Genomic DNA, 26501 nt, shown 5'->3' with positions numbered 1-26501 from the left:
GGCGGTGGTCACAGCAGGAAAAGACGCAGCGCGGCGTCGATATTCGATGGGAAATAAAAGTGCACGAAGCTGGCGGTCATGCGCCCACGGCGGTAGACCGCCTCGGCGGTGGGCCCGCCATTCGGGTTGCTCGCCACCGCCAGAGCCGTGGCGGCGATCGTCGCCTTCGCATAGTGAAACGAATGACCGCGCAGGATCCCTTCGGGCAGGTCCACCGACTGCATGCCGAGCGCCGCCATGCGCGGCTGCATCATCGCGTCTCCGGCGATCAGCCCCGCCATGCCGGCTGCATGGCCATGCGTGTCGGTAAGCCGGTCGAGGGCATAGAGCAGACCGCCGCACTCCGCCAGCAGGGGGCGTCCGGCATCGACATGCGCGTGCAGATCGCGGCGCAGATCGTCACGGCTCGTCAGCGTGTCGAGGTGCAATTCGGGGTAGCCCCCCGGAAGCCAGATCGCATCGCATGGGGGCAAGGCGTCACCCGCCAGCGGACTGAAGAAGATCAGCTCCGCGCCGGCGTCACGCAGCACGTCGAGATTGGCCGGGTACACGAAGGCGAATGCCTCGTCGCAGGCGATGGCGATGCGGCGGCCATCCAGCCGCCGCGTGGAATGTCGGTCGACCGGCGGCTGGAAAACGACCGCGGGTGGCAGCTGGCCCACCGCCTCGGCGGGCAACGCGTCGGCCAGCGCATCCAGCCGCGCGTCGAGATCCGCCAGCTCCGCGGCGGACACGAGGCCGAGATGCCGCTCCGGCAGACCCATGGCCGCATCGCGCGGGAGCGCGCCGTACCAGGTAAGCGCAGGCGGCAGGCTCTCGCGCAGCAAGGTGGCGTGATACGCGCTGCCAACACGGTTGGCGATCACGCCGTGCACGATGAGCCCGTCGCGATAACTGGCCAGTCCATGCGCCAGCGCACCGAACGTCTGCGCCATGGCACTGCCATCGATCACGGCGAGAACGGGCAAACCGAACCGCTGGGCCAGATCCGCGCTCGACGGGCGCCCGTCGAACAGCCCCATCACGCCCTCGATGAGGATCAGGTCCGCCTCCTCCGCCGCGGCATGGAGTCGCGCGCGAACGTCGTCTTCGCCACCCATCCAGGTGTCGAGCTGGTAAACCGGAGCGCCGGCTGCGCGCTGGAGGATCATCGGGTCGAGAAAATCGGGTCCGGTCTTGAAGACGCGGACCCGGCGGCCGGCACGCGCATGCGCACGCGCCAGGGCCGCCGTCACACTGGTCTTGCCCTGCCCCGACGCAGGTGCCGAGACCAGCAGCGCGGGACACGAACGGCTCACAGTTCCACGCCCTTCTGCGCGCGGATACCCGCCTGATAGGCGTGTTTCACCACGCGCATCTCGGTCACGGTATCCGCCAGTTCGACGAGCGCGTCCGGCGCGCCACGGCCCGTGATCACCACATGCTGTCGTTCGGGTCGCGCCCGGCAGGCGTCGAGCACGCGATCGAGCGGGATGTATTGCTTCACCAGCGCGATGTTCAGCTCGTCGAGCAGGATGAAATCGTATGCCGGGTCGGCGAGCATGCGCTCGGCGACATCCCACGCGGCCATGGCGGCCGCGATGTCGCGCGCCTTGTCCTGTGTCTCCCACGTATAGCCTTCGCCCATCACGTGGTAATCGAGCGGACCGTCTTCGTACATGCGGAAGAATGCCTCCTCGCCGGTGAAAAAACTGCCCTTGATGAACTGGACGACGCCACAACGAAAGCCATGGCCGAGCGACCGCGCCAGCATACCGAATCCGGACGAGCTCTTTCCCTTGCCGTTGCCGGTGTTGACCACGAGCACGCCGCGATCGATGGTCGCTTTCGCGATACGTCGGTCGATCAGCTCCTTCTTCCGGCGCATGCGGTCGCGATGACGAGCCTCCTCGTCCATTTCACGCCATGGCGTGGTGTCGCCGCTCATGCGTGAGTGGTACGGGCGTCCCGTGCCCGCGGTGCGAAGCGCCAGACCGCCGCCTGGACCACCTGAGCCACCAGCACATACGCCGCGGCGGCACGCACGAAAAGCGGCGCCCATTGCATGAAGCGCTGCACGTACTGGGTCATGTTGGTATCGGTGTAACGGCCGCCCAGCCAGTAGAACGCACCATTGGATATGGCGTACGAGACCGTGGCGCAGACCAGCAATGCCGCGAACACCATCGCATGCGATGCCAGTGAACCGTCGAAACGCGGTGCCACCAGGCGGCCGCCGTACCAGAGCACGGCGTACGCCAGCGGCATGAACGAATAGGCCACCGTGATGCAGAAGTCGCTCACGCCCGCGTAGCTGATCGAAACCCAGTCGATCAGCACGGCCAGGACGACGAAGGCGACGAAGGCCAGGTGCTTTCGCAGGTAGATACCCCCGAGGAAGAACAACGCCATCGACGCGTCGGGAAGATGCAGTACATCGCCGAAGTGATGAAAACGCGTGGCGATCATGATCAGCGCGAACCATGCCGACATGGCGACAAACAACGGACGTAACAGGGGTTTCATCGGGGCGTACCTCGTACGGGGGGACGGATTACGAGCGGGGCTGGTAACGGAACGTGAGCATGTAGTTGCGACCCAGCTGATTGAAGTAACGCGCAGTCTCGTAGTGGCGATCGAAGACATTCTTGCCGGCCAGCTCCACCGACCACGCCGGCGCGAAGGCGTACGCGATGCGCAGATCGGTCAGCGCGTAGCCACCCAGCCGGTGCAGGTTGGTCGAGTCGTCATAGCGATAGCCCGAGGCGAACACACTGGCACCGACGCTCAGCGCGCCGAACGAGCGGTCGACGTCGATATTCGCGGTACGGCGGGCACGTCGTGGCAACAGGTTGCCCTTGCTGTCGTCGTCGCTATCGTCTTCCGGCTGCAGCCACGTCGCGTTACACGAGAGGTGCCAGTCGGCGACGGTGGTGTCGGCTGCCAGCTCCACGCCACGGATCCGTGCGCGGTCGATATTGTTCGCGCCACCAAACGGGAACAGCGGACCGGTCAGGCTCGAGTCGAAGACGATCAGGTTGTCGATGTGATTCTGGAAGGCATTGATCGACCAGTTACCCCACGTGGGCGTACCGCGCAGCCCCAGCTCCCAGTTGCGGGAAGTTTCCGGGCGGAGGTCCGGATTGCCGTAGTCGGGGTAGTACAGGTCGTTGAACGTCGGTGCCTTGAACGCGGTGCCGTAGCTGCCGGTGACACGCAGGTCCTTCGTCAGCATGTAGCCGTACTGCAGGCTGCCGGTGGTCTTGCCGCCGAACTGGCTGTTCTCGTCACGGCGCAGACTGGCCTGGATCGAGCTGTCGCCGAATGCCTGCAACCACTGGCCGAAAATCGCGTGGTTGCGACGCGCATCGACGAAGTAGTCGGTACTGCCGACGACGCGATCGCGCTGCCAGTCGTAACCGAGCGTGGTCTGGCCTGCGTCCCCACCGACGTGACCGAGGTCCGCCTGCACCGAGGCGACGTCGCGATGCGTGTTGAACGTATCGGCGTAGACGCCGTTCTCGTAGTCGGTCGAGAAGTCACCGCTGCGACCGAGGTTGAGGGTGAACTTCACGTCCTTCGACGGTGTATAGCGCAGACGGCCGCCAACGACCTGCGTCGACGAGTCGGCGAAGTTGCTGCTGGTGCCGTCGTAATGGTTGGCGCCTTCGGTGCGCATGGCATTGACGTCGGCGTCCCACTGCTCGTCGAAGCGCCATCCGCCCTTCAGCGACAGCGCATTGTTGCGGTAACCGTCCTTGTCCGGCTCGTAGGTGTAGCAACCGCCGCCGCCCGGGCTGGGGCGGCCGCGGCATGCGTTGATGCCGTCGGTCTGGTCGTGGTTCGCTTCCACCGCGTACCAGCCGTTCGAGCCGCGTCCGCTGAAGCCGGCCGAGCCGCGCAAGGTGTCGTAGCTGCCGCCGCCGACGGAGAAGTTCGGCACGAAGCTGCCTTCCGGACGACGGGTGAAGATCTGGATGACGCCGCCCAGCGCGTCCGAGCCATAGAGACTGGAGAACGGGCCACGGACGATTTCGATGCGCTCGATCTGGTCGACCGGAATATCCTGGAAGGCCGCCGTACCGGAGGTCGCTGAACCCACCTTCACGCCATCGATCAGCACCAGCACGTGGTCGGACGCGGTGCCGCGCATGAAGACGGAGGTCGACTTGCCCGGGCCGCCGTTATTGGCGATGGACACACCGGGCGTCGCACGCAGCAGGTCGGCCAGCGAGCGCGGCTGCAGCCGCTCGATCCCGGCACGGTCGATCACCGTGGAGGCGGACAGCACCTGCGCCTGGGTCTGCTCGGTCCGGCTCGCGGTGACCACGACCTTGTCGAGGTCGGTGGAGGTGTCATCGGCGAAGGCCGCGGCGGGAACGAGGCATGCCATCGCGATGGCGACCGCGAGGGTGGAAATACGAAGCGACACGTGGTGACTCCTGCACTACCGCGCCCATCCGCGCGGCATGAATGGCGAGAGACAGGGAGACGGTAGCGGGGAGCGCCGATGGCGGAAGGCCGGCCGGCCACCCACGACATGGCCCTCCGCCTGTCCGGTGTTACCTCGAAGGCCGGTCTCCGGGCTTGCGAGCGCAGGGAGAATCCCTGCCGGTCGGCGCCTTCCCATGCCTTTCGGGGCACAGTGGCTTCATGCAGACCTTTGGCTCGCCTACCGTTGCGGGGGCAGCTCCGGAATGACGCGGACCTCGTGGGTCGCGCGGGTCACCGGATTCCCGTTTCAATCCCCGGCTGCGACACCGGGAATCACCTTGGGCGGCGGTAGTGTATCCGAAGCATGAACGCGGCGGTCGCGCCAGCGCAGGAACGGGCGCTCGACACCGTAGTGAAGCAGCGCACCGCCAGCCAGAGTCGCGGCCGCATAGATGGCGAAACGGACAAAGCGATGATCGGCCAGACCGTCACCGAGCAGCCCCTCCGTCAGATGAAAAACGCCTTTGTGGCAGAGATAGAGGCTGTATGAAGCGGCGGCCAGCCATCCGGCACCGGGCACCCGCAGCCTTGCGAAGACGGTCGGGCCGCTGAAGGCGGCGACGAAGCCACCCATCGCCAGCGACAGCAGGGGGTAGCCGATGACGCAGGGCCAGAACAGGGGGCGTGCACCGTCGAAAAGGACCAGACAGACGCCAAGGAGAACGGTGGCGGCGCCGAGCACCCAGCCCGCGCGCGCATGGATCCATGCCATCCACTGCGGGCGATACACCCCGCACGCCGCCAGGGCGACACCGGCGACGAGCCCATCCAGGCGCGACCACGTGGGGTAATAGAGGTAACGGAGATAGACCAGGCCCGCACTGATGTCCGTATCACGAGCCGGTCCCAGCAAATCGGACCACAGCCACGCCCGCAACAGGAGGCCGCCGGCGACCACCGCGACGCATACGGTGATGAACTTCCACAGAGCGGGTTTGCGCGTCAGCGCGAAGGCCAGCAAGGGAAAGACGAGATAGAAGTGTTCTTCCACGCATAGCGACCACACGTGGGAGAACGCATAGTTGTCGCCGTTGTCGAACAACAGGTTGAAGGTAAACGTCGGAAATTGCCACAACGGCTGCATACCCGGCGTTTCTCGCCATGCCGGCCATAACGCATAAAGTGCCAGCACGACGAAGAAGGCGGGAAGTATTCGTATGAAGCGTCGTCGATAGAAGCCGACGAAATCGAGCTTGCCCGTGGTCTTCAGGGACTTCAGCACCTGCGTGCCGATGAGGTAGCCGCTCAGCACGAAGAACAGGTCGACGCCCATCCACCCCGACCATTCCAGCTTGCTGAAGCCATCGCCGAGGCCGCCGACCAGATAACTGTGAAACAACATCACCCAGGCGATGGCGATCGCGCGCAGCGTGTCGAGGCCGGGAGTGCGGTTCATGCGTGGGATCCCCTGGGTGTCACGTCAATGTGCGGGCGCGTCCGGGCGGATGCACGGCGCGTTTATGGCGATTCGCGGGCGCGCTCATTGCCCGCGGTGCAACGCGGCGAGCAGGGCATCGATATAGGTACGACTTGCGCGCAGCGTCGCACCATCTTTCAATCGAACCACCGCGTCGCGGTTGGACCGTGGCAGGAGTTCGGCGACCTGATCCACCCGAACGATGGCCGAGCGGTGCACCCGGAGAAAGCGCAGCGGGTCGAGTCGCCTGGACAGCGTATGCAGGGTTTCGCGGAGCAGATACCGTTCGCCGCGTACATGCAGCGCCGCGTAATCACCGTCGGCCTCGATCCACTCGACCTCGTCCGCAGCGACGTAGTGAATGCGGGCACCGATACGAATGGCGAAGCGTTCGGCCTGCCTCGTTGTCGTGGTCACCGCCCTGCCGAGTTGTCGACGAGCCCGTTCAATCGCTTCGGCGAAGCGTTCATCATCGATGGGCTTCAGCAGGTAATCCACCGCGCCCAGTTCAAAGGCACGGAGAGCGAAGCTGTCGTGCGCGGTCAACAGGATCGCCAACGGTCGGTCGGGAGGCGGTATGGCCGCCAGGGCATCGATACCGGTCAGGCCAGGCATCTGGACATCGACGATCGCGAGATCCACATCGGTTCGACGCATGGCGGCCAGCGCCTGACCATCCGCCGCCTCGGCGACGACGATAACGTCGGGCTCCGCATTAAGGCGGACCTGCACGCCCCTGCGAGCGAGGGGCTCGTCATCGACGACGGCGATGCGAATCATGCGGTTGTCCGCATGACGGCAGAGCGCACGGGCAAGGTGACCGCCGTGCGCCACCGATCGCCGCGAGGGCCAGCTTCCAGCAGGTGATTGCCGGGATAGAGCACATCTAGGCGGGCACGTACATTCGTCAGACCCACGCCCTGCCCTCCTGCTGAAGGCCCGTCGAAGCGATCGTTATCGACCCACACCCGAAGTGTTCCTCCGTCACGCTCGACACGAATGTCGATCCGGCCGCCCTCACGGCGGGGTGCGATGCCATGCCGGATGGCGTTCTCGACCAGCGGCTGCAGCAGGAGGTAGGGCACCTGCGCATCGAGCGTGTCCGGACCGGTGTGAATGTTCACGCGCAGCCGGTCGCCCAGCCGCGCCTTCTCGATATCCAGGTAGGTAGAGGTAAAGGCGATCTCGTCCGCGACCGTCACTTCGTGCCCGGGCGACTGCTCCAGCGTCGCGCGAAGAAAATCGCCCAGGCGGGCGATCATGCGCGTGGCATCGCGCTTACGATCGTCGCGTACCAGGGCCGAGATCGCATTCAGCGTGTTGAAAAGGAAGTGTGGCTGCAGCTGGTAGCGCAAGGCACGCAACTCCGCATCACGGGCCGCTTGCGATGCCTCGCGCAACCGAAGGCCTTCGGCGCGAAGTTCCGCCCGGTGCAGCACCATTGCCTGCATGCCACAAAAAGCGATCAGCGCCAGCCAGCAGCCGTCGAGCCCGCCGAACACCCAGGCCCAGCCGACCCGCGCTCGCATGGCCGGACTCGCGAGAAATTCGAGGGCGAAGAGTGCATTGGCGACGGACATCGCGTAGCTGATCGGCAGCAACCAGGCTGCCATCGTCCATGCGCTCGCCGCCCGTCGCCATAGCACGCGCTGGAGCCAGCCCAGCGGGACGATCCATGCCAGGTACGCAGCGGTGTAGAAGAGGCGAAACGCGAGGACCTTCGGATCGGCAAGCGACGGCAAACCCATCACCAGCATGCAGCCGAGGATAGGCAGGCCTGCGATCCAGGCCATGCCCGGCGATACTGTTACGTTCCTGTCTTCCCGCATGCGCCGCCCTCGTTCGCCCGGATCCGATTCTATCGGTCAGAAGTTCGACGAGTAGAGCATGGCCGCGATTTTCCAGCCGTCCGGCGTATGGATCATCTGCCAGGTTTCGGCGCCATGGTTGGCTATCTTGCCGTCGGCGAGGAAGTCGAAATCGAAGTAGACGGAGGCGACCGTTCCGTCGGTATCGATGCGGACGTTGTGGAAGCGCTCCTCGACCTGGACCTTGCCGGAGCCGATGAAGTCGGTGAACTGTTTGAGGGTGCCGGCTTTGTAAGCCGTGGTTACCTCGGAGTGTCTGGCCTTGACGCTCGTGAAGGACGCATCACCCAGTGAGGTGTACCAGGAGATGTTGTCGTTGAGAAACAGGGAGGAGACGCTTTTGGCGTCGTGAGCTTTCAATGCGGTCTGGAAGGTGTCGACGACGTGCTGGATTTCGGCTTTGGGTGCGTCGGCGGCGAAGCAGGGGAGCGTGAGCAGGAGAGCGAATGCGCTGAATGCGGGGTGCAAGGACATGGTCAAGGCCTCGTACGTGGTGAGACGTACGAGGAGATCAGGTGTGGGGATGGGTCGCCAAGAGTGTGTGCGGTGGGGCGGGCGTGGAGTGCGATGAAACGGTTGGGAAGCGTTACTGGCACAACGGAAGTTCGCCGCGTCACCGCCTTGTTGGCTTTTCGCCGGCAGGGCTGGCTCCGACGACAGCGGGAAGCCGCCGGCGCCGCTTTCGCGGAGCCGGCGGCCCGGGTCGTATCAAACCTTACCGGTATAGCCCGATGGGCTCAGAGACAGCCGACGAGGCTGTCGTAGACGGAATTGCGGGACCCGGGGAGCTTGGCGTTGAGGGCGTCATCCGCCTTCATGGCCTCGTAGAACTGTTCCACCAGCATGTCCTTCGGCAGACGGATCTTGCACTTGTACAGCTTGCCGGCGGCCTGCACGGCACCGGACTTGGTGACCACCGAAGCGGTGGTCCCGGCAAAGGTCCACACGCACTGCTTCATGCTGCTTTTGGTCGCGTCGACCGAACAGGTCAGCTGCATAGGGCGGAGGTTGTGAAACTCGCCTTCGCAGAAGGTGTCGCCGCAGATCTTGTCGAAGCCACCGTTGAGCGTGGCTTCGACACCGGCGAAACGGTCGAGGCTGGCTTCCGCGGTCGGCCAGTTGACGATGTCGACGTACCGATCGGCGGCGGGCGGCGTCTGGGCGAAAGCCGCCAGCGGCAGGACGAGAAGAGCGGCAGCGAGGGTGTTTCGAAGCATCGTTGTGACTCCGTGGTTGAGGAGCACACATGACACCGTGTTCGGCGCGGCGGGTCTGTCCCGCCGCGCCCAGGGCACATCGTAGCGTTCGGGCGACGCTTCCTGTGGGACGCGATCCCTACAGCCAGTGGCCGTAGCGCTTGATGTAGATCGTCTTCATCACCTGGGTCAGCACACAGTAGGACGCCAGGGTGAGCGCCAGCCAGGCGAAGTAGATGCCCGGCAGCGGCTGCATGCCGATGCGCGCACCGATCGCCGTGTACGGAATGAACATGCCGATGATCATGATCGCGACGGTCAGCGCCAGTACCGGCGCCGATGCGACGCTCTGCAGGAACGGAATGCGTCGCGTGCGGATCATGTGCACGACCAGCGTCTGCGAAAGCAGACCCTCGATGAACCAGCCGGACTGGAAGAGCGACTGGTGAGCGACATCGTTCGCCCCGAAGTAATGCCACATCAGCCAGAACGTCGTGATGTCGAACACCGAGCTGACCGGGCCGATCCACACCATGAAACGACCGATATCGCCCGCGTCCCACTTACGCGGCACACGCAGGTATTCCTCGTCCATGCGGTCGAAGGGGATGGACAGCTGCGACAGGTCGTACAGCAGGTTCTGCACCAGGATCTGCAGCGGCAGCATCGGCAGGAACGGCAGGAACGCGCTCGCCACCAGCACGCTGAACACGTTGCCGAAGTTGGAGCTGGCGGTCATCTTGATGTATTTCATGATGTTGCCGAAGGTGATACGCCCTTCGATCACACCCTCTTCCAGCACCATCAGGTTCTTTTCGAGCAGGATGATGTCCGCCGACTCCTTGGCGATATCGGTCGCCGTATCGACCGAGATGCCCACGTCAGCGTCGCGCAGTGCCGGCGCGTCGTTGATGCCGTCGCCGAGGAAGCCCACCGTGTGACCACGGCGCTGCAGCGCCTTGACCACGCGCGCCTTCTGCACGGGCGACATCTTGGCGAAGACCGTGGTGCGCTCGACCATCGCGTCGAGAGCATCGTCGTCGAGCTGCTCGATATCGCGGCCCAGGACGGACTCCTGCACATCGAGACCGACCTCGGTGCAGATCTTGCGCGTCACCGCCTCGTTGTCGCCGGTGATGACCTTCACCGCCACGCCGTGGTGGTTCAGCGCGCGAATGGCGGTCGCCGCGGAGTCCTTCGGCGGATCGAGGAACGCGAGGCAGCCGACAGCCGTGAGGCCCGCTTCGTCCGCCACGCCATAAGCGCGGTCGCCGGTGGGATCGCGACGCACGGCGACGATCAGCACGCGCAGCCCGTCCTCGTTGAGGCGATTTGTCATGGCGCGGATCTCGGCGCGCTTCTCCGAGGTCATCGGCTCCGTGACCTCACCGATGCGGGCCTCGCTGCAGATCGCCAGCATCTCTTCCACGGCGCCCTTGCAGACGAGCAACTGCTCGCCCTGCCCGTCCGCCACCACCACCGACATGCGGCGGCGCTGGAAGTCGAACGGAATCTCGTCGACAACGTGGAAGCGACGTGCCACCGGCTCGAGGTCGCGGTGGGCCAGCACGGCCTTGTCCATCAGGTTGCGCAGGCCGGTCTGGAAGCGGCTGTTGAGGTAGCCGTATTCCAGCGCGTCGTCGGAGTCGTCGCCGTTGAGGTCGACGTGACGCTCGAGCACGATCTTGTCGAGCGTCAGGGTGCCGGTCTTGTCCGTGCACAGCACGTCCATGGCACCGAAGTTCTGGATCGCGTTGAGGCGCTTCACCACCACCTTGCGCTTCGACATGGCGATGGCGCCCTTGCCGAGGTTGGCGGTGACGATCAGCGGCAGCATTTCGGGGGTCAGGCCCACGGCGACCGACAGGCCGAACATGAAGGCGCCCAGCCAGTCGTGCTTGTCGAAGCCGTTGATCAGGAAAACGACCGGCACCATGACCGCCATGAAGCGAATCAACAGCCAGCTCACCGAGGAGATACCGCGGTCGAAGCTGGTCTGCACGCGCTCGCCCGAGAGCGTGTGCGCCAGCGAGCCCAGGTAGGTGCGCGCACCCGTGGCCATCACCACGGCGGTCGCGGTGCCGGACACCACGTTGGTGCCCATGTAGCAGACGGTGGGCAGGTCGAGCGGACCGTTGGCGTCGCTGGCGAGAGTGGCGCCGGCCGCGGGCGCGACTTTCTCGACGGGGATGGACTCGCCGGTCAGGATCGCCTGGCTGATGAACAGGTCCTTGGCCGCCAACAGGCGGAGATCGGCGGGCACCATGTCGCCCGCCCCGAGATGGACGATGTCACCGACGACGAGTTCCTCGACCGGCACCTCGATACGCTCGGCGTGACCGTCCTCGGCGCGGCGGGTCACCGTGGAGGTATTGCGGACCATCGCCTTGAGCCGCTCGGCGGCCTGCGACGAGCGGAACTCCTGGGTGAACGACAGCAGCACGCTGATGCCGACCATCACGCCGATGATGATCGGCCCGGTGTAGTCGTCCTCGGTGAACAGCTGCACGACCGCAAGCACGAGCAGCACGATGATGAACGGGTTGCGAAAGGCATGCAGCAGCTGGATCGACCAGTGCGGCGGCTTCTCGTGGCCCACCTCGTTGATCCCGTCACGGTCGAGCCGCTCGGCGATGGCCTCTTCATCCAGGCCGTCCGGCCGGGAATGCAGCGCGCGCAGCAACTCGTCCGCCGGACGGTAGGCGTCCGCGGCGACGGTGGTGAAGGTCTTGGCGGCGACGGCCGCCTGCGAGGTGTGCTTCTTCATGACTCGCTGCCTTTCCGGACGCGGTGTCCGGTAGGGCGCGGGCGGCTCTCAGCGCTTAGCTGAAGGCGTGCGCGCCGGCGCGGAGCCGACGTTCGGTGTTCCGGGTAAACGTGAGGAACGGCGTAAGCCGCGCCGTAGTGTCTATGTCGCTGTTCATCGTTACGGGAGTTTGACGTCAGCCGGTTTCGCCTGGCTTTCCGCAAGTTCCAGCGGACGCGGCACGGTGATCGTGCGCTTGGCCGGGGCGGAGGCAGCGCCACGACGGCGGGCGAGAGCAAAAGCGAGACGGCGACCGAACATGCGCGGGCCGGTCTTTTCGATCTGGAGGTTCATGGCTCAATCCTCGGATAGCGGAAGCTCACGGCTTCCGACCGGGGAGAGCCGGACTTTCCCTAGCGGAGGAAAGCGCCGGCCGACCGGGTACGGTCGCCGTAGGCGTTGTTGTTTGCCAGCGCCGGGACCCGATGCGTGCGGGAGCCGGCGCGTCGACTAGGGTAGACGTCCATATGCCTGGGTAAGCTAAGAAGGGTGCCAGCCGAACCTGAGACGGCTCGGTAGCCGGGCAATTGTCGCGCCGCAGCGAAGATCGGTCAAGGGGTGGCGACGTTCCTACGCCGGTAGCGGGGCGGCGTCGGTGATTCGGGCCTCATACTCACGCGCCTCGCCCAACAACCATTCGCGGAAGCGCCCTACGCCACTGTGTGACTCGGACCGCTTCGGATACACGAGGTAATACGCTTCCGCCACGCGCAGCCGCTCCTTGCACAACACGGTCAGCGCGCCGCACTCGATCAGCGACCGCGCCATGACCAGACGTCCAAGCGCGACGCCCATGCCTTCGAGCACCGCGCGCTGCAGGTGCTCGGTATTGTCGAAGCGGGCGACATATCGGGAAGGCAGTGGCATGCCGAACGCCTCGGCCCAGTCGTTCCATCGACCCGACGGATCGCCCAGCAGCGGCCAGCCTGCCAGCGACACGTCCGGCAGGCCGCCCATCTTGCGCACCAGCGACGGACTGGCGATCGGAACGATGTACTCGCCGAACAGACGATCCGACTTCGTACGCGGCCATGACCCGAGCCCGTAGCGGAACGCCACGTCGATCGCCGGCTCGCGATCGAAATCGACCACCGAGACGGATGACGAGAGGCTGAGCTCCAGTTCGGGATGCGCGCCCACCAGTTTCGGCAGACGCGGTACGAGCCAGCTCGAGGCCACGGAAGGCATCACGCTGAGCGTCACGGCGTCCTCGTGGCGACTCTCATAACGATTGAGCGCGTGCTCGATTCCCTCGAAATGATGGCCGATCGCATCGAGCAGATGGGCGCCATCCGCCGTGAGGGTCACGCCGCGCGGACCCCGGTCGAACAGCGACCGCCCGAGACGCTCCTCCAGATTGCGGATCTGATGGCTCAACGCACTGACCGTGAGGTTCAGCTGTTCCGCGGCGCGCGACAGCTTGCCCGTGCGGGCGACCAGGACGAACCCCTGAAGCAGACCGAGCGGGAGGCGGGACATGTGAATTTTCCTCAAGGCCGGGTTGCAAACATATCGCTTTTTGGCGTCTTGCGGAACGGGCACCCTTTAGCTCACTGATAGTCGCAAGGGGTTGCGACTCCACCGCACGGGAGCACTCTCATGGCATCGATCTTCACCGGCCTCGCCTTCATGCACGGTCACATCGTGGACCGCGATCTGGTCATGCGCCTGGGTCGCGATGAGCCGACGCCGCAGGCAGGTGCAGGGGCCCCGGCGCCGGTCGCCCGTCCGCGAAAGGAATGGCCCCGAACCGTCGACGCAACCGCGGTGCACGCCGCGTGCCCCACCTGCTGCTGACCGACACATCACGTGAACCTTGCGTGCTTCACCATGGGGGTTTCCGCCCACATCGGAGAGACGCATGAAGCATCGTCAACTGGGACGCTCGTCCCTGCAGGTCGCGCCACTGGCGTTCGGTGGCAACGTGTTCGGCTGGAGTGCGGACGAAGCGCGCTCGTTCGAACTGCTGGACGCGTTCGTCGATCACGGGCTCAACCTGATCGACACGGCGGACGTCTATTCGCGCTGGGTCGAGGGTAACGAAGGAGGCGAGTCGGAAGCCATCATCGGCCGCTGGCTGAAACAATCGGGCAAGCGTGACAAGGTGCTGATAGCGACCAAGGTGGCTAAATGGGACCGCTATCCTGGCCTGTCCCCGGTCAACATCAAAGAGGCGGTGGAGGATTCGCTGCGTCGGCTTCAGACCGATCACATCGATCTGTATCAGGCGCATGAAGACGATCCGAAGGTGCCGCTGGAGGAAACCCTGCGCGCGTTCGACGACCTCGTGCAGGCGGGCAAGGTACGCGTCATCGGCGCATCCAATTTCGAAGCGGCGCGCCTGGACGATGCATTGAAGACGAGCGAGGAAAAAGGCCTTTCACGCTACGAATCGCTGCAGCCCGAATACAACCTGATGGATCGCGCGGGGTTCGAAAGCGCTCTGCAACCGCTCTGCGTCAGGGAGCGCGTTGGAGTGATCAGCTACTACTCGCTGGCCAGCGGGTTCCTCAGCGGCAAGTACCGCAGCGAAGCGGATCTGAGCAAGAGCAAGGCACGCGGCGGCAAGGTCAAGGCTTACCTCAACGACCGGGGCTATCGCGTCCTTGCCGCGCTGGATCAGGTTGCCGAAGCCCACAGCGCAAAGCCCGCGCAGGTGGCGCTCGCCTGGGTGATGGCGCAGCCTTCCATTGCTGCCGCCATTGCCAGCGCAACGACGGTGGAGCAGTTGGCGGAACTGGCGAAGGCCGCGGAGCTCACGCTGTCCAGCGAGCAGCTGGACGCACTGAAGCAGGCGTCGGATAGCTGAGGTCTGGCGATCAGTGACTGCCGCGTCGTCAGACGTCGGCCGTGTATAAAAAAACGGGCCCCGGTCGTCATGACGACCGGGGCCCGTGCGTTTCGCGGCCAGAGGCCGCTCCTACATGATCAGCGTGCGGCGTTCAGCGCATCCAGTGCCGCGTTGAGCGTAGCGCTCGGGCGCATCGCCGCGCTGACCTTCGCCATGTCCGGATGATAATAACCACCGATTTCGACGGCCTTGCCCTGCGCACCGTTGAGCTCCCCGATGATCTTGTCCTCGTTTTCAGCCAGCGTCTTCGCCACCGCCGTGAACTTCGCCTTGAGGTCGGCATCGTCGCTCTGTGCCGCCAGCGCCTCGGCCCAGTACATCGCCAGGTAGAAGTGGCTGCCGCGATTGTCGATCTCGCCGACCTTGCGAGCGGGCGACTTGTTGCTGTCGAGGAAACGGCCGTTGGCGATATCGAGCGTCTTCGCCAGCACGCGGGCATGCTTGTTGTCGTAGCGCTCGCCGAGGTGCTCGAGCGACGCTGCCAGGGCGAGGAATTCACCGAGCGAATCCCAGCGCAGGTAACCCTCTTCGACAAACTGCTGGACGTGCTTCGGCGCCGAACCACCCGCGCCGGTCTCGAACAGGCCGCCACCCGCCATCAGCGGCACGATGGAAAGCATCTTCGCCGACGTACCCAGCTCCATGATCGGGAACAGGTCGGTGAGGTAGTCGCGCAGCACATTGCCGGTGACCGAGATCGTATCTTTCCCCTGGCGGATGCGCTCCAGCGAGAACGTCGTCGCGGCGACGGGATCGAGCACGCGGAGATCGAGGCCACTGGTGTCGTGATCCTTCAGGTAACGCTCGACCTTGGCGATCACCTGCGCGTCGTGCGCGCGGTTCCTGTCCAGCCAGAAGACCGCCGGGGTTTCGGAAAGACGGGCGCGCTGCACGGCGAGCTTCACCCAGTCCTGGATCGGCGCATCCTTGGTCTGACACATGCGCCAGATGTCGCCCTGCTCCACGGCATGTTCGAACACGACCGTGCCGTCGTCGGCGACGACGCGAACCGAGCCATCGGCGGGCACCTGGAACGTCTTGTCGTGCGAACCGTATTCCTCAGCCTTCTGCGCCATCAGGCCGACGTTGGGCACACTGCCCATCGTGGCCGGATCGAACGCCCCGTGGGCGATGCAATCCTCGATCACCGCCTGATAGACGCCAGCGTACGAACGATCGGGAATCACCGCCTTCGTATCCTGCAACTTGCCTTCGGCATTCCACATGCCGCCGGAGTCGCGGATCATCGCCGGCATCGACGCGTCGACGATCACGTCGCTGGGCACGTGCAGATTGGTGATGCCCTTATCCGAGTTGACCATGGCCAGCGACGGACGGTTGGCGTATTCGGCCGTCAGGTCGGCTTCGATAGCGGCGCGGGTGGAGTCATCGAGTTTGCCGAGCCGGGCGTAGAGGTCACCGATGCCGTTGTTGGCGTCGAAGCCGACCTGCTTCAGCGCGTCGGCGTGCTTTGCCAGCACGTCCTTATAGAACTCGCGCACCACGATACCGAACATGATCGGGTCGGAGACCTTCATCATCGTGGCTTTCAGGTGCAACGAGAACAGCACGCCCTTAGCCTTCGCGTCGGCAATCTGCGCATCGATGAACGACGCCAGCGCCTTCCGGCTCATGACCGCGGCGTCGACGATTTCGCCGGCTTTCACCGCGACCTTTTCTCTCAGAACCTTGCTGCTGCCATCCTTGCCGGCAAATTCGATACGCAGGCTGCCGGCCTTGTCGATGGTCGCCGACTTTTCGCTGCCATAGAAATCACCGCCCTCCATGTGCGAGACATGCGACTTCGACTCGGGCGACCACTTACCCATGCGATGCGGATGCTTGCGCGCGTAGTTCTTGACCGAAAGCGGTGCGCGGCGATCTGAGTTGCCTTCGCGCAGCACGGGATTGACAGCGCTGCCCATGGCCTTGCCATAGCGCGCGTTGATCTCTTTCTCTTCGTCGGTCGACGGCGCGTCGACGTAATCGGGCAGCTTGTAGCCCTGCGACTGAAGCTCCCTGATGGCCGCCTTCATCTGCGGCACGGAGGCGCTGATGTTGGGGAGTTTGATGATGTTGGCTTCCGGCGTCGTCGCCAGCTCGCCGAGTTCGGCAAGGTGGTCGCCGATCTTCTGCTCAGCCGTGAGGCGGTCGGGGAACTGCGCGAGGATACGACCGGCGAGCGAGATGTCGCGCGTTTCGACGGCCACACCCGCCGTGCCGGCGAAGGCTTCGACGATGGGCAGGAAGGAGGCGGTGGCCAGGAACGGCGCTTCGTCGGTGAGCGTGTAGATGATCTTGGGCGAGCTGGACATGATTCGGCGAGCCTTATGCTTGAGTGGGCCAGGTCATGGGGGCTGGCCGGCGCAAGCCTCAAGGGGCGCACCGGCGAGCGGGAAACCGGACCATTGTGGCCCGATTGGGCGACTATCGCCAACAGGCCCGGGCGCCACCGCAGGCTGTCCGACTGACACCCGCCCCTGTCGCCAGCAGGCCTGCACGCCACCCGTCTGCGGCGAGCCAGTGGAGACGCGTCCGTGCTCCCGTGGGAGCCACCCTCCTGGCGATGCGTTACGCGCCGGTATCGAGCGCGAGCCGCCGGGCTTTCCGACGTGCCTTACGCGCTTTCCAACGCTCCGACAGGCAAGCGAAGATCACGTACAACGCCGGCGTCGACAACAGGGTCAGGCTCTGCGAAATCAGCAAACCGCCGATCATCGCGATACCCAGCGGGCGACGCAGTTCCGAACCCTCGCCCAGGCCGATCGCCAGCGGAAGCGCCGCCAGAATGGCGACCATCGTGGTCATCATGATCGGACGGAAGCGCACCAGGCAGGCCTCACGGATCGCCTCCTTCGAGGTGAGGTGATGCTCGCGCTCGGCGACCAGGGCGAAGTCGATCATCATGATCGCGTTCTTCTTGACGATACCGATCAGCAGCACCAGCGCGATCATCGCCACCACGGACAGTTCGGTATCGGTGATCACGAGCGCGGCCAGTGCCCCCACACCCGCGGCCGGCAGCGTGGAGATGATCGTCACCGGATGGATCAGGCTCTCGTAAAGCATGCCCATCAGCAGATACACCACGACGATCGCGGCAAGAATCAGCAGCGGCATATCGCTCTGCGACTGCTGAAAGCGCCGGAAGTCGCTGCCGGTATCCAGACGGATATCGCCCGGCATGCGCATGCCGTCGATCGTCTTCTGGATGATCTCCATCGCCTCACCCATGCTGACGTTGGGCGCGAGATTGAAGCTGACGCCCATGCTCGTGTACTGATCCTCGTGCACGATCTGGCTGGGCGCGAGGCCCGCCTCCTGCTTCGTCACGGCGGACATCGGCACCATCGCGCCGTTGTCGGAACGCACGTAGATCTGGTTGAGCGCTTCCGGGGTCGCCGCGAACTGCGGCAGCGAGTTGACGATCACCCGGTACTGGTTGATATCCGAATAGATCGTGGATACCGCGCGCTGGCCGAAGGCGTTGTACAGCGCCCCGTCGATGTTGCCGATCGACACGCCGAGGCGGGACGCCGTGTCTCGGTCGATCACCATGTTCTGACGCAGGCCCTGCGCGTCGATGTCGCTGCCCACGTCGGTCAGCATCTTGTTCTTCTTCAGCGCATCGACCAGCTTCGGCAGCCAGGTCTGCAGTTCGACGATGTCGTTGCCCTTCAGCGACACCGAATACTGACCGCCCTGCGTCGAACCGCCACCGCCACCGGTCGGCAGGTCCTGGATCGGACGGAGCCGCAGGTTGAGATCGGGGTATTTGTTCGCCGCCGCGGAGAGACGGTCGAGCACGTCGAACGTCGTACCCTTGCGGCCCTCGGCCACCGTCTTCAGCTCGATATTGAACTGACCGGTGGAACCCGTGCGGCTCGTACCCAGGCGCGAGCCCACGGCCTTCACGTCCGGATCGTCGAGCAGCATGGTCGTCAGTCTGGCCTGGCGCGTCTGCATCTCACCGAACGACACGGTGGAGCTGGATGTCGCACGCGCACCGATGAGCCCGGTGTCCTGGGGCGGGAAAAAGCCGCCCTTCACCATGCCGAAGAGGACGATCGTGATGCCGATCAGCACCAACGGCGTGAGAGCCATCAGCAAGGCGTGACGCAAGGTCCAGTCGAGCGCACGGCGGTAGACGCCGACCATGCGCTCGTGCATGCGCTCGAGAGCCAGCCCGAACTTCGACTCCGGCTCGTCGTTTTTATGCGCGGTGAGAAAATGCGCGCACAACGAGGGTGTCAGCGTCAGCGAGATCACGGCGGAGACGAGAATCGCCGCCACCAGCGTGACCGTGAACTCCTTGAAGAACATGCCGATGATGCCCGGCGCGAGCAGCAGCGGAATGAATACCGCGACCAGCGAGCCGGTAATCGAAACGATGGTAAAACCGATTTCGCGCGCACCGAGCAACGCGGCCTCGAATCGGGGAATCCCTTCGTCCATATGACGGATGACGTTTTCGATCACGACGATGGCGTCATCGACGACGAAGCCGATCGCGATGACCAGCGCCAGCAGCGTCAGGTTGTTCAGCGTGTATCCGAACGCATACATCACGACGAACGCGCCGGCCAGCGACAGCGGCACGGCAAGCCCGGCGATCACCGTCGGTGCCAGTCGGCGCAGGAACAGCGCCATGGTCATGATCACCATGGCGAGACTGATCAGCAGCGTCGCCTGTACTTCGTGCAGCGACGCGCGGATCGTGGGCGTGCCATCGAAGAACGAATGCAGCTGGACACCGGCGGGAAGCCAGGTCTGCATCGTGGGGATCTGCGCCTTGATGCGATCCACGGTGTCGATGACGTTCGCGTCCGACTTGCGGAACACGTACATCAGGATACCGGGGCGTCCGTTGAACCACGCCGCCTGGTACGCGTCCTGCTGGCCGTCGTATACCTTGGCCACGTCGGAAAGGCGGATCGGCACGCTGTTGTTCACGCCGATGATCAGCTTGCCGAACTCCTCCGCCGTATGTAGTGAGTCGGTGGCGGTCACCGCCATGGTCGTCTTGCCGTCCGAAAGGAAGCCCTGCGGTGAGGTGACGTTGGCCGCGGTGAGCGCATTACGCAGCTGATCCGGCGACAGGCCCATGGCGTTGAGCGCGCGAAGGTTGACGTCGACACGGATCGCGGGCGTCGCACTGCCCGCGATGTCCACCGAGGCGATGCCTTCCTGCTGGCGAAGGCGCTGGGCGAGGATGGAGTCGGCGACGTTGTAGAGAGCGGTGGGCGCGACGGTGTCCGATGTCAGCGCCAGCACGATCACCGGATCGTCGTTGGGATTGGCCTTCTGGTACGACGGCGCATTCAGCAACCCGCTGGGCAGGTCCGGCTGGGCGGCATTGATCGCGGACTGAACGTCGCGTGCCGCGGCATCGATATTGGTGCCGTTCTGGAAAAACAGCAGCACGAAGCTGCTGCCCTCGGAGCTGTTCGACCGCATCGACTCCACACCGGGCACCTGGCCCAGGTGGCGTTCCAGCGGCGCGGCTACCGTCGATGCCATCGTACTGGCGTCCGCACCCGACTGCTGCGCCTGGACGAAGATCGCCGGGAACTGGATGTTCGGCAGCGCGGCCACGCCGAGCAGCGAATAACAGATGACGCCGATCACGAAGATACCGATCGCCAGGAGCGATGTACCGATGGGACGACGGATGAACGGACCGGAGATATTCATGGATGGGAACGGGACATCGTGCTCGGGATGGCGCGGAGTGATCCGTTCCTAACGCGCCATCCGGAAAAAGGTTTCGCCGGGCGGCGAACCGTCCGGCGAAAAAGGGGGTTTCCAGGGGCTTCGAAGCCTGGCGTCATCGGCTCGCCGGCCGGGCCTGCGAGGCTTCCAGTGCCAGGGCGCGTTGTCGCTTGCGCTCCGCCAGCCAGTCGGAGAACCGCTCCATGTAGAGGTAGATGACCGGCGTGGTGTACAACGTGACCAGCTGCGAAAGCAGCAGGCCGCCGACGATCGACACACCCAGCGGCTTGCGCAGTTCCGAGCCGATACCGTTGCCCAGTGCCAGCGGCAGCGCGCCGAGCAGCGCCGCCGCCGTGGTCATCATGATCGGACGGAAGCGAAGCAGGCAGGCGCGGCGGATGGCGTCGTGCGCGTTCAGGCCGGTCCGCTTCGCCTCGATGGCGAAGTCGATCATCATGATCGCGTTTTTCTTCACGATACCGATCAGCAGCACGATACCGACGATGCCGTCGACCGAGAGGCTCATGCCGCAGAGGATCAATGCGAGCAGCGCGCCGACACCCGCGGGCGGCAGCGTCGAAATGATCGTCAGCGGGTGGATGTAGCTCTCATAGAGCACGCCCAGCACGATGTAGATCACGATGATCGATGCCAGCAGCAGCAACACTTCGTCGCCGACGGACGAGGAGAACTCCGCGGCCTTGCCGATGAACTGACCGCGCACCTGCGGCGGGAAGTTGAGCTGCTGCTCGACCTCGTGGATCGCGTCCACCGCGCTGGAAAGCGATTCGCCCGGCGCCAGGTTGAAGGAGATCGTCACCGCGGGCAGCTGCTGCAGGTGGCTGACCACCAGCGGTGCCGTGGTGACGACCGCGCTGGCAAGAGAGGCGATGGGAATGTTGCCGCCTGCACCGACCTGGAAGCCGACGTTACCCGTGTTGCCGATGCCCGACGGGGTCGCCGAGTTGCTCGACGCCAGCTGACCGAAACTGGTCGCGTTGGAACCGGTCAGGGCGCCGTTGCCGTTGCCGCGGACCGTCAGCTTGTTCAGCAGATCGTTGCTGTTGCGGAACTCCGGCGCGACTTCGAGTACGACGCGGTACTGGTTGAGCTGGGTGAAGATGGTCGAGATCTGGCGCTGGCCGTACGCGTCGTACAGCGTGTCGTCGATCGTCTGCACCGGCACGCCGAGGCGGCTGGCGCTGTCACGATCGATGGTCAGCTTGAGCGCGGTGCCCTGATCGGCCAGGTTGTTGTCGACGTCGGCCAGTTCCTTGCGTTTACGCAGCGCGGAAGTCATCTGCTGCGCATAGCCGGCCAGTTCGGTCGAGCTCACGTCCGACAGCGAGTACTGGTACTCCGTGGCGGACACCTGCGTGTCCAGCGTCACGTCCTGCACGGGCTTCAGGTAGAGCGCGACGCCGGCGATACCCGACGCCGCCCGCTGCAGACGTGGCAGGACGGTGTCGAGCGCTTCGCGGTCGCCGCGGTCCTTCAGCACCAGCGACAGCTGACCCTGATTGAGTGTCGGATTGATCGAACCCGCACCGATGAAGGCGGCCACGCCGGCCACGGCGGGGTCCTTGGCCAGGGCATCGGCCACGGCCTTGGTGCGGACTTCCATCTGGGGGAAGGCGACGTTCTGGTCGGCCTGCACGACAGCCGTGATCATGCCGGTGTCCTGCTCGGGCAACAGGCCTTTCGGAATGACGATGTAGAGCACAACCGTGAGGGCGACGGTGAGCGCGGCGACGATCATCGTCAGCGGGCGATGATCGAGCACCCAGTCGAGGCTGCTGCCGTAACCTTCGACGATGCGCGACCACGCGTTGTGCTTGCCCGAGGCGGCCGCGTGCTCGTGCGCGTCTTCCGCGTCCGGCAGTTCGTCGGCCTTGAGCAGGTAGGCGCACATCATCGGCGTGAGCGTCAGCGAGACGAGCATCGAGATGATGACCGCGATCGTCAGCACCCAGGCGAACTCGTGGAACAGGCGACCCGTGACACCCGGCATCAGCAGGAGCGGCAGGAACACGGCCACCAGCGAGACGGTCAGCGACAGCACCGTGAAGCCGATTTCCTTCGCGCCGACTTCCGCGGCGGTCTTCGCGTCCTGACCCTGCTCGATATAGCGGACGATGTTTTCGATCATCACGATCGCATCGTCGACCACGAAGCCCGTCGCGACCGCCAGCGCCATCAGCGACAGGTTGTCCAGCGACATGCCGGCGAAGGACATCACACCGAACGTGCCCATCAGCGACAGCGGCACCGCCACGGACGGAATCACCGTGGCCCACAGACGGCGCAGGAAGACGAAGATCACCGCGACGACGAGGCAGATGGTGAGGATCAGCGTGAACTGCACGTCCTCCACCGAAGCGCGGATGGTAATCGTGCGATCCGAGAAGACCTTCAGGTGAACGTCGGCCGGCAGCACCTTCTGCAGATCGGGAATGGTCTGACGGATGGACTGCACCGTCTGCACGATGTTGGCACCGGGCTGGCGACGGATGTCGAGCAGCACGGCCGGTTTGCCGTTGGCCCAGGCCGCCAGCTGATCGTTCTCGACACCATCGATGACATTGGCCACGTCGGACAGGCGCACGGGCGCACCGTTCTTGTAGCTGATGATCGTGCCCTTGTAATCGGCGGCGTCGGCCAGCTGGTCGTTCGTGCCGATGCTGTAGGACTGCGTCTTGCCGTTGAGCGTGCCCTTGGGCGCGTTGACGTTGGCTTCCGTGAGCGAGCTGCGCACGTCTTCCATGGTCAGGCCGAGGTTGGCCAGCTGCGCCGGGTTGACCTGGATGCGCACGGCGGGGCGCACGTTGCCGGCGATCGACACCAGGCCCACGCCCTGAACCTGGGCGAGTTTCTGCGCGATGATCGAGTCCGCGTAATTGTTGACGTCGCGCAGCGGCAGGCTGTCGGACGTGAGCATCAGCGTCATGATCGGCGCATCGGCCGGGTTCACGCGGTTGTAGACGGGCGGATACGGCAGGTTGTTGGGCAGCGTGCCGCGTGCCTGGTTGATCGCCGCCTGTACGTCCTGCGCGGCGATGTCGATATCCCGGTCCATGTTGAACTGCAGGATGATCGTCGACAGACCGGCCGACGAATCCGAGCTCATCGAGGCCAGACCGGAGATCTGTCCGAAGTTACGTTCCAGCGGCGTGGTGATCAGCGCCGCCATCGTGGACGCGCTGGCGCCGGGATACTGCGTGGTGACGACCAGGCTCGGGGCATCGATTTCCGGCAGCGCCGAAACCGGCAGCTGGCGGTAGCCAAGGATGCCGAGCAACAGCACCGCCACCATCAGCAGCGAGGTCGCGATCGGCCGGCGAATGAAGAGTGTCGAGAAACCCACGAGTAAGTCCTGGTGTCGGGACCTTGCGGTCCGTTGGCGGCGCGTCCGTCATGGACGCGCCACGCGCGCTATCAGCCGCGGCGACCGCCGCCCTGGCGACCCTGCTGACCCGTCTTGGCCTTCTGCAGTTCTTCCGCCGTCGGCGCCGCTGGCACCTGGCCCGGCGCCAGCGGGTTCACCTTCGAACCCGGCTTCAGGCGGAACTGGCCTTCGGTGACGATCTTGTCGCCCAGCTTCACGCCCTTGGTCAGCATCACGTGGCTGTCGCCCACTTCCGTGGCGGTTTCCACCGTCTGCATCTTGACCGTGTTGTCGCCCTGCACGACGTAGACGTAGTCGCCATCCGGACCACGCTGTACGGCCTGCGAAGGCACCACGAGGCCGTTCTTGACGGTGCGCACCTTCAGCTGCACGTTGACGAACTGGCCCGGCCACAGCTGGGTCTTTTCGTTGTCGAACAGCGAACGCAGACGGAAGGTGCCGGTCGTGGTGTCGATGGTGTTGTCGAGCACGTCGAGGTGACCCGTGGCGATCGGATGCGCATCGACACGGTCGAGCGCCGACACCTCGAGCTGGGACAGACCGTCGCCACTCACCGAGCTGCGGACCAGGTCCAGGTTTTTCTCAGGGAGGTAGAACATCACGTAGATCGGATGCAGCTCGGTCAGGGTGACGATGGCATCGCCCGACGCGACGATGTTGCCGGCGTCGACCGAGCGGATGCCGGCCAGGCCGTCGATCGGCGCGATGACCTTGGTAAAGCCCAGTTGCACCTGTGCGGCGCGGATGGCCGCCTGATCGGCCGTCACGGTCGAAGCCGACTGGTCGAGGGTGTTCTTCAGGTTATCCAGGTCCTGCTTGGACACATACTGCTGGCCGCCTTTGCTGACCAGATTCTGGGAACGGTCGAGGTTGTTCTTGGCCGTCGCCACCAGAGCCTGGTCCTGCCTGAGCTTCGCGACGGCCTGGTCGTAGTTGGACTGGATGGTGCGCGGATCGATTTCCGCGATCACGTCACCCTTCTTCACTTCCTGGCCTTCCTGAAAGTTCAGCTTCATCAGCTGACCGCCGACCTGCGGGCGGACCGTGACGGTGTTGCGCGCCTGGACGGTGCCCAGCGCGGTCAGGTAGACGGGCACATCCTGGCTGGCCACGGGCACGACCGTGACCGGAACCGGCGGCTGATCCTTGCCCTGCCCCTCGCCGTTGGCCTGCGCACTGGCCGCGTGGGCGGGATCGCCCTCTTTGGCACGGTGGCTGCGAACGACAAAGAAGCCCGCGATCAGCACGACGACAATGACGGCCAGCGCGATTTTCCAGAAACGCGACATGAAACACTCCCAGGTGGATAACCGGACGAAACAGCGTTCTCGTCCGTGCGCGCCGTGCGCCAGGGGGTTTATAGCCCCTGAAGGTTAAGATTCGACGCCGACAATATAGGGTTAGGGGAACGGCATTGAACAATGCCGGTTGACAGGGGTACAGCATGACTGACGGCACGGGTTGGCGGGTGAGCAGGCCGTTTCGGCAGACCGCCGACTCCCGGGGAGGTTCCGTTATACTCGCCCGGTTCGACGCCGCATCGCGGCTTGCAGGCACGCCGAATCCCGGGGAGGGGGCCGGCACACCCAAATCCAGTGGAGTGAATGCGTGAGCGGTTCTCCAAGCAAGTCCGACCAGAACTTCATGCGTCAGTTTTCCCTGCTGACCGCCGGCCTCAGCGTCCTCGCCATCGTCCTGATGGTCGTGGCGTACCTTATATACAGTCGCATCCCCAAGGATGAGGACCCGGCCGTCGCCAAGCGGACCGAAGCCCGTATCGCGCCCGTCGGCGCGGTCTATGCCGGCGACACGGGCCGTGCGGCCATGCAGGCCGCGCAGGAGGCCGCCGCCAAGGCCGCCGCCGCGCAGGTCGCCTACGGCGGCAGCACCGACGGCAAGACGATTTACGACAACCTCTGCCACAGCTGCCATACGGCCGGCGTGGCCGGTGCGCCCAAGCTGGGTGACAAGGGCGCCTGGTCGGCGCGTCTCGCCGAGGGCATCGCGACCCTGACCAAGCACGCCATCGAGGGCTACACGGGCCCGGACGGCAACCACATGCCGGCCAAGGGCGGTAATCCGTCGCTGACGGACGAGCAGGTCACCAACACCGTCAAGTGGATGGCCGACCAGGCCAAGTGATCGCGGCCGGGGCTTCCCCGGTCCGTTCCGCTTGCCGGACGATCAGCTCCGCCCGAGCACCCAGTTCGCCGCGAAGGCCCTGAGTTCCGGGAAGAAACGCTCGAACGTCCCCTTCAGCGCGTCGTCTTCCGAGAGCAGAAGCGGCATGGCATCGGCCACCGGGTTCGCCCGCGATAGTCGCTGGGAAATCCCGCGCAGCGCCTTACCGATCGCCTCGGCGTTCCGATAGCCCGCCGGCAGGTCATTGGCGTCCATGTAGCCGAGGAACCGCTTCAGGTGGTCCGGCAGCAGGGCATCGGCCTCGTGCAGCTCCTGGCGTAGCCGGGTCGAGTAGGTCTCCAGCGGCACATCGGACCAGCGGGCGAAGTCGCGCGCCAGACAATGGTCGAACCACATGTCCAGAAGGATTCCCGCGTAGCGGCGGAACGGCGCGGGCATACGCTCGCGGGCGGCACGAACTTCCTCATGCCGGTCGGTGAAGCTGTCGATGGCCCGGTGCAGATGGATCCCGTCGCGGACGCGCGGCGGCAGGTGATCGCCGGGGGTGCCGTGCACGAAGTCCCCCATCGTTCCGCCCAGCCGCAACGCCGCGTCGTCACCCGCCAGCAGGGCGTGGGCGAGGACGTTCAT

19 protein-coding genes, 1 pseudogene and 1 riboswitch are annotated in these 26501 nt (G+C 65.0%); of the genes and pseudogenes, 3 read left to right on the top strand and 17 right to left on the bottom strand.

All coding sequences use genetic code 11. The features are described from left to right. Window positions 1–8: 8 nt before the first annotated feature. The 12 genes and pseudogenes from FA85_RS12005 to FA85_RS11955 form a co-directional block, all read right to left on the bottom strand. Window positions 9–1298, bottom strand: a complete 1290-nt coding sequence (locus FA85_RS12005) for a cobyrinic acid a,c-diamide synthase CobB (protein WP_036116466.1) — start codon at window positions 1296–1298, stop codon at window positions 9–11. Beyond that, entirely contained in the window at window positions 1295–1897 is a 603-nt protein-coding gene (gene cobO, locus FA85_RS12000) for a cob(I)yrinic acid a,c-diamide adenosyltransferase (protein WP_036118552.1), read from the bottom strand. Before cobO ends, FA85_RS12005 begins: the two co-directional genes overlap by 4 nt. Before the next feature lie 26 nt (window positions 1898–1923). After that, complete coding sequence (locus tag FA85_RS11995; protein WP_036116468.1) at window positions 1924–2505, bottom strand: hypothetical protein; 582 nt, start codon at window positions 2503–2505, stop codon at window positions 1924–1926. A 28-nt stretch (window positions 2506–2533) separates the two neighbouring features. Next, the gene (gene btuB, locus FA85_RS11990) at window positions 2534–4411 is read right to left on the bottom strand and encodes a TonB-dependent vitamin B12 receptor (RefSeq protein WP_036116469.1); all 1878 of its coding nucleotides are present in this window, start codon (window positions 4409–4411) and stop codon (window positions 2534–2536) included. Between the two features lie 123 nt (window positions 4412–4534). Continuing rightward, window positions 4535–4769, bottom strand: a riboswitch (cobalamin riboswitch). A 23-nt stretch (window positions 4770–4792) separates the two neighbouring features. After that, window positions 4793–5869: pseudogene (locus FA85_RS11985) on the bottom strand (acyltransferase family protein); the annotation flags it as partial. 84 nt (window positions 5870–5953) lie between these two features. After that, window positions 5954–6670, bottom strand: a complete 717-nt coding sequence (locus tag FA85_RS11980; RefSeq protein WP_036116471.1) for a LytR/AlgR family response regulator transcription factor — start codon at window positions 6668–6670, stop codon at window positions 5954–5956. Next, window positions 6667–7683 (bottom strand): sensor histidine kinase, encoded by a 1017-nt coding sequence (locus FA85_RS11975; protein ID WP_197056537.1) that lies wholly within the window; start codon window positions 7681–7683, stop codon window positions 6667–6669. The genes FA85_RS11980 and FA85_RS11975 overlap by 4 nt, the downstream gene beginning before the upstream one ends. Window positions 7684–7755: 72 nt before the next feature. Further along, complete coding sequence (locus tag FA85_RS11970) at window positions 7756–8232, bottom strand: Cif family virulence factor (RefSeq protein WP_036116473.1); 477 nt, start codon at window positions 8230–8232, stop codon at window positions 7756–7758. Between the two features lie 263 nt (window positions 8233–8495). Then, a complete protein-coding gene (locus FA85_RS11965; protein WP_036116475.1) occupies window positions 8496–8975 on the bottom strand; it encodes a hypothetical protein in 480 nt (159 codons plus the stop codon). A 118-nt stretch (window positions 8976–9093) separates the two neighbouring features. Continuing rightward, window positions 9094–11721, bottom strand: a complete 2628-nt coding sequence (gene mgtA / locus FA85_RS11960; RefSeq protein WP_036116477.1) for a magnesium-translocating P-type ATPase — start codon at window positions 11719–11721, stop codon at window positions 9094–9096. 159 nt (window positions 11722–11880) lie between these two features. Then, window positions 11881–12054 carry a hypothetical protein gene (locus tag FA85_RS21905; RefSeq protein WP_156108810.1) on the bottom strand — a complete coding sequence of 58 codons (174 nt, stop codon included), beginning with the start codon at window positions 12052–12054 and terminating at the stop codon, window positions 11881–11883. A gap of 276 nt (window positions 12055–12330) precedes the next feature. Continuing rightward, on the bottom strand, window positions 12331–13239 hold the full coding sequence (locus FA85_RS11955) for a LysR substrate-binding domain-containing protein (protein WP_036116481.1): 909 nt from the start codon (window positions 13237–13239) through the stop codon (window positions 12331–12333). Window positions 13240–13359: 120 nt separating this feature from the next. Here FA85_RS11955 and FA85_RS11950 point away from each other — a divergent pair, with 120 nt between their 5' ends. Further along, window positions 13360–13557: a hypothetical protein gene (locus tag FA85_RS11950; RefSeq protein ID WP_036116483.1), complete on the top strand. Its 198-nt coding sequence runs from the start codon at window positions 13360–13362 to the stop codon at window positions 13555–13557. Between the two features lie 64 nt (window positions 13558–13621). Then, a complete protein-coding gene (locus tag FA85_RS11945) occupies window positions 13622–14569 on the top strand; it encodes an aldo/keto reductase (protein WP_036116484.1) in 948 nt (315 codons plus the stop codon). A gap of 119 nt (window positions 14570–14688) precedes the next feature. Here the strand turns inward: FA85_RS11945 and FA85_RS11940 are convergent, their stop codons facing one another. From FA85_RS11940 to FA85_RS11925, 4 genes are all read right to left on the bottom strand, one after another. Continuing rightward, window positions 14689–16926 carry an NADP-dependent isocitrate dehydrogenase gene (locus FA85_RS11940; protein WP_036116485.1) on the bottom strand — a complete coding sequence of 746 codons (2238 nt, stop codon included), beginning with the start codon at window positions 16924–16926 and terminating at the stop codon, window positions 14689–14691. A gap of 256 nt (window positions 16927–17182) precedes the next feature. Then, window positions 17183–20305, bottom strand: a complete 3123-nt coding sequence (locus FA85_RS11935) for an efflux RND transporter permease subunit (RefSeq protein WP_036116486.1) — start codon at window positions 20303–20305, stop codon at window positions 17183–17185. Between the two features lie 133 nt (window positions 20306–20438). Further along, window positions 20439–23687, bottom strand: coding sequence for an efflux RND transporter permease subunit (locus FA85_RS11930; RefSeq protein ID WP_036116487.1), 3249 nt, complete (start codon window positions 23685–23687; stop codon window positions 20439–20441). A 71-nt stretch (window positions 23688–23758) separates the two neighbouring features. Beyond that, window positions 23759–25018 (bottom strand): efflux RND transporter periplasmic adaptor subunit, encoded by a 1260-nt coding sequence (locus FA85_RS11925; RefSeq protein ID WP_036116488.1) that lies wholly within the window; start codon window positions 25016–25018, stop codon window positions 23759–23761. A gap of 355 nt (window positions 25019–25373) precedes the next feature. Here FA85_RS11925 and FA85_RS11920 point away from each other — a divergent pair, with 355 nt between their 5' ends. Further along, the gene (locus tag FA85_RS11920; RefSeq protein WP_036118559.1) at window positions 25374–25871 is read left to right on the top strand and encodes a c-type cytochrome; all 498 of its coding nucleotides are present in this window, start codon (window positions 25374–25376) and stop codon (window positions 25869–25871) included. A gap of 42 nt (window positions 25872–25913) precedes the next feature. On the opposite strand, the gene FA85_RS11915 is transcribed toward FA85_RS11920, so the two are convergent. After that, window positions 25914–26501: an acyl carrier protein phosphodiesterase gene (locus tag FA85_RS11915; protein WP_036116489.1), complete on the bottom strand. Its 588-nt coding sequence runs from the start codon at window positions 26499–26501 to the stop codon at window positions 25914–25916.

This window comes from Luteibacter mycovicinus (assembly GCF_000745235.1).
GTDB lineage: Bacteria > Pseudomonadota > Gammaproteobacteria > Xanthomonadales > Rhodanobacteraceae > Luteibacter > Luteibacter mycovicinus.
This window is presented reverse-complemented; position numbering and strand designations above follow the sequence as displayed.

Coding starts and splice junctions, on each gene's coding strand:
- cobO (WP_036118552.1), bottom strand. CDS start 1,897: ATGGACGAGGAGGCTCGTCATCGCGACCGCATGCGCCGGAAGAAGGAG.
- FA85_RS11995 (WP_036116468.1), bottom strand. CDS start 2,505: ATGAAACCCCTGTTACGTCCGTTGTTTGTCGCCATGTCGGCATGGTTC.
- FA85_RS11980 (WP_036116471.1), bottom strand. CDS start 6,670: ATGATTCGCATCGCCGTCGTCGATGACGAGCCCCTCGCTCGCAGGGGC.
- FA85_RS11975 (WP_197056537.1), bottom strand. CDS start 7,683: ATGGCCTGGATCGCAGGCCTGCCTATCCTCGGCTGCATGCTGGTGATG.
- FA85_RS11970 (WP_036116473.1), bottom strand. CDS start 8,232: ATGTCCTTGCACCCCGCATTCAGCGCATTCGCTCTCCTGCTCACGCTC.
- FA85_RS11965 (WP_036116475.1), bottom strand. CDS start 8,975: ATGCTTCGAAACACCCTCGCTGCCGCTCTTCTCGTCCTGCCGCTGGCG.
- mgtA (WP_036116477.1), bottom strand. CDS start 11,721: ATGAAGAAGCACACCTCGCAGGCGGCCGTCGCCGCCAAGACCTTCACC.
- FA85_RS21905 (WP_156108810.1), bottom strand. CDS start 12,054: ATGAACCTCCAGATCGAAAAGACCGGCCCGCGCATGTTCGGTCGCCGT.
- FA85_RS11955 (WP_036116481.1), bottom strand. CDS start 13,239: ATGTCCCGCCTCCCGCTCGGTCTGCTTCAGGGGTTCGTCCTGGTCGCC.
- FA85_RS11950 (WP_036116483.1), top strand. CDS start 13,360: ATGGCATCGATCTTCACCGGCCTCGCCTTCATGCACGGTCACATCGTG.
- FA85_RS11945 (WP_036116484.1), top strand. CDS start 13,622: ATGAAGCATCGTCAACTGGGACGCTCGTCCCTGCAGGTCGCGCCACTG.
- FA85_RS11940 (WP_036116485.1), bottom strand. CDS start 16,926: ATGTCCAGCTCGCCCAAGATCATCTACACGCTCACCGACGAAGCGCCG.
- FA85_RS11935 (WP_036116486.1), bottom strand. CDS start 20,305: ATGAATATCTCCGGTCCGTTCATCCGTCGTCCCATCGGTACATCGCTC.
- FA85_RS11925 (WP_036116488.1), bottom strand. CDS start 25,018: ATGTCGCGTTTCTGGAAAATCGCGCTGGCCGTCATTGTCGTCGTGCTG.
- FA85_RS11920 (WP_036118559.1), top strand. CDS start 25,374: ATGCGTCAGTTTTCCCTGCTGACCGCCGGCCTCAGCGTCCTCGCCATC.
- FA85_RS11915 (WP_036116489.1), bottom strand. CDS start 26,501: ATGAACGTCCTCGCCCACGCCCTGCTGGCGGGTGACGACGCGGCGTTG.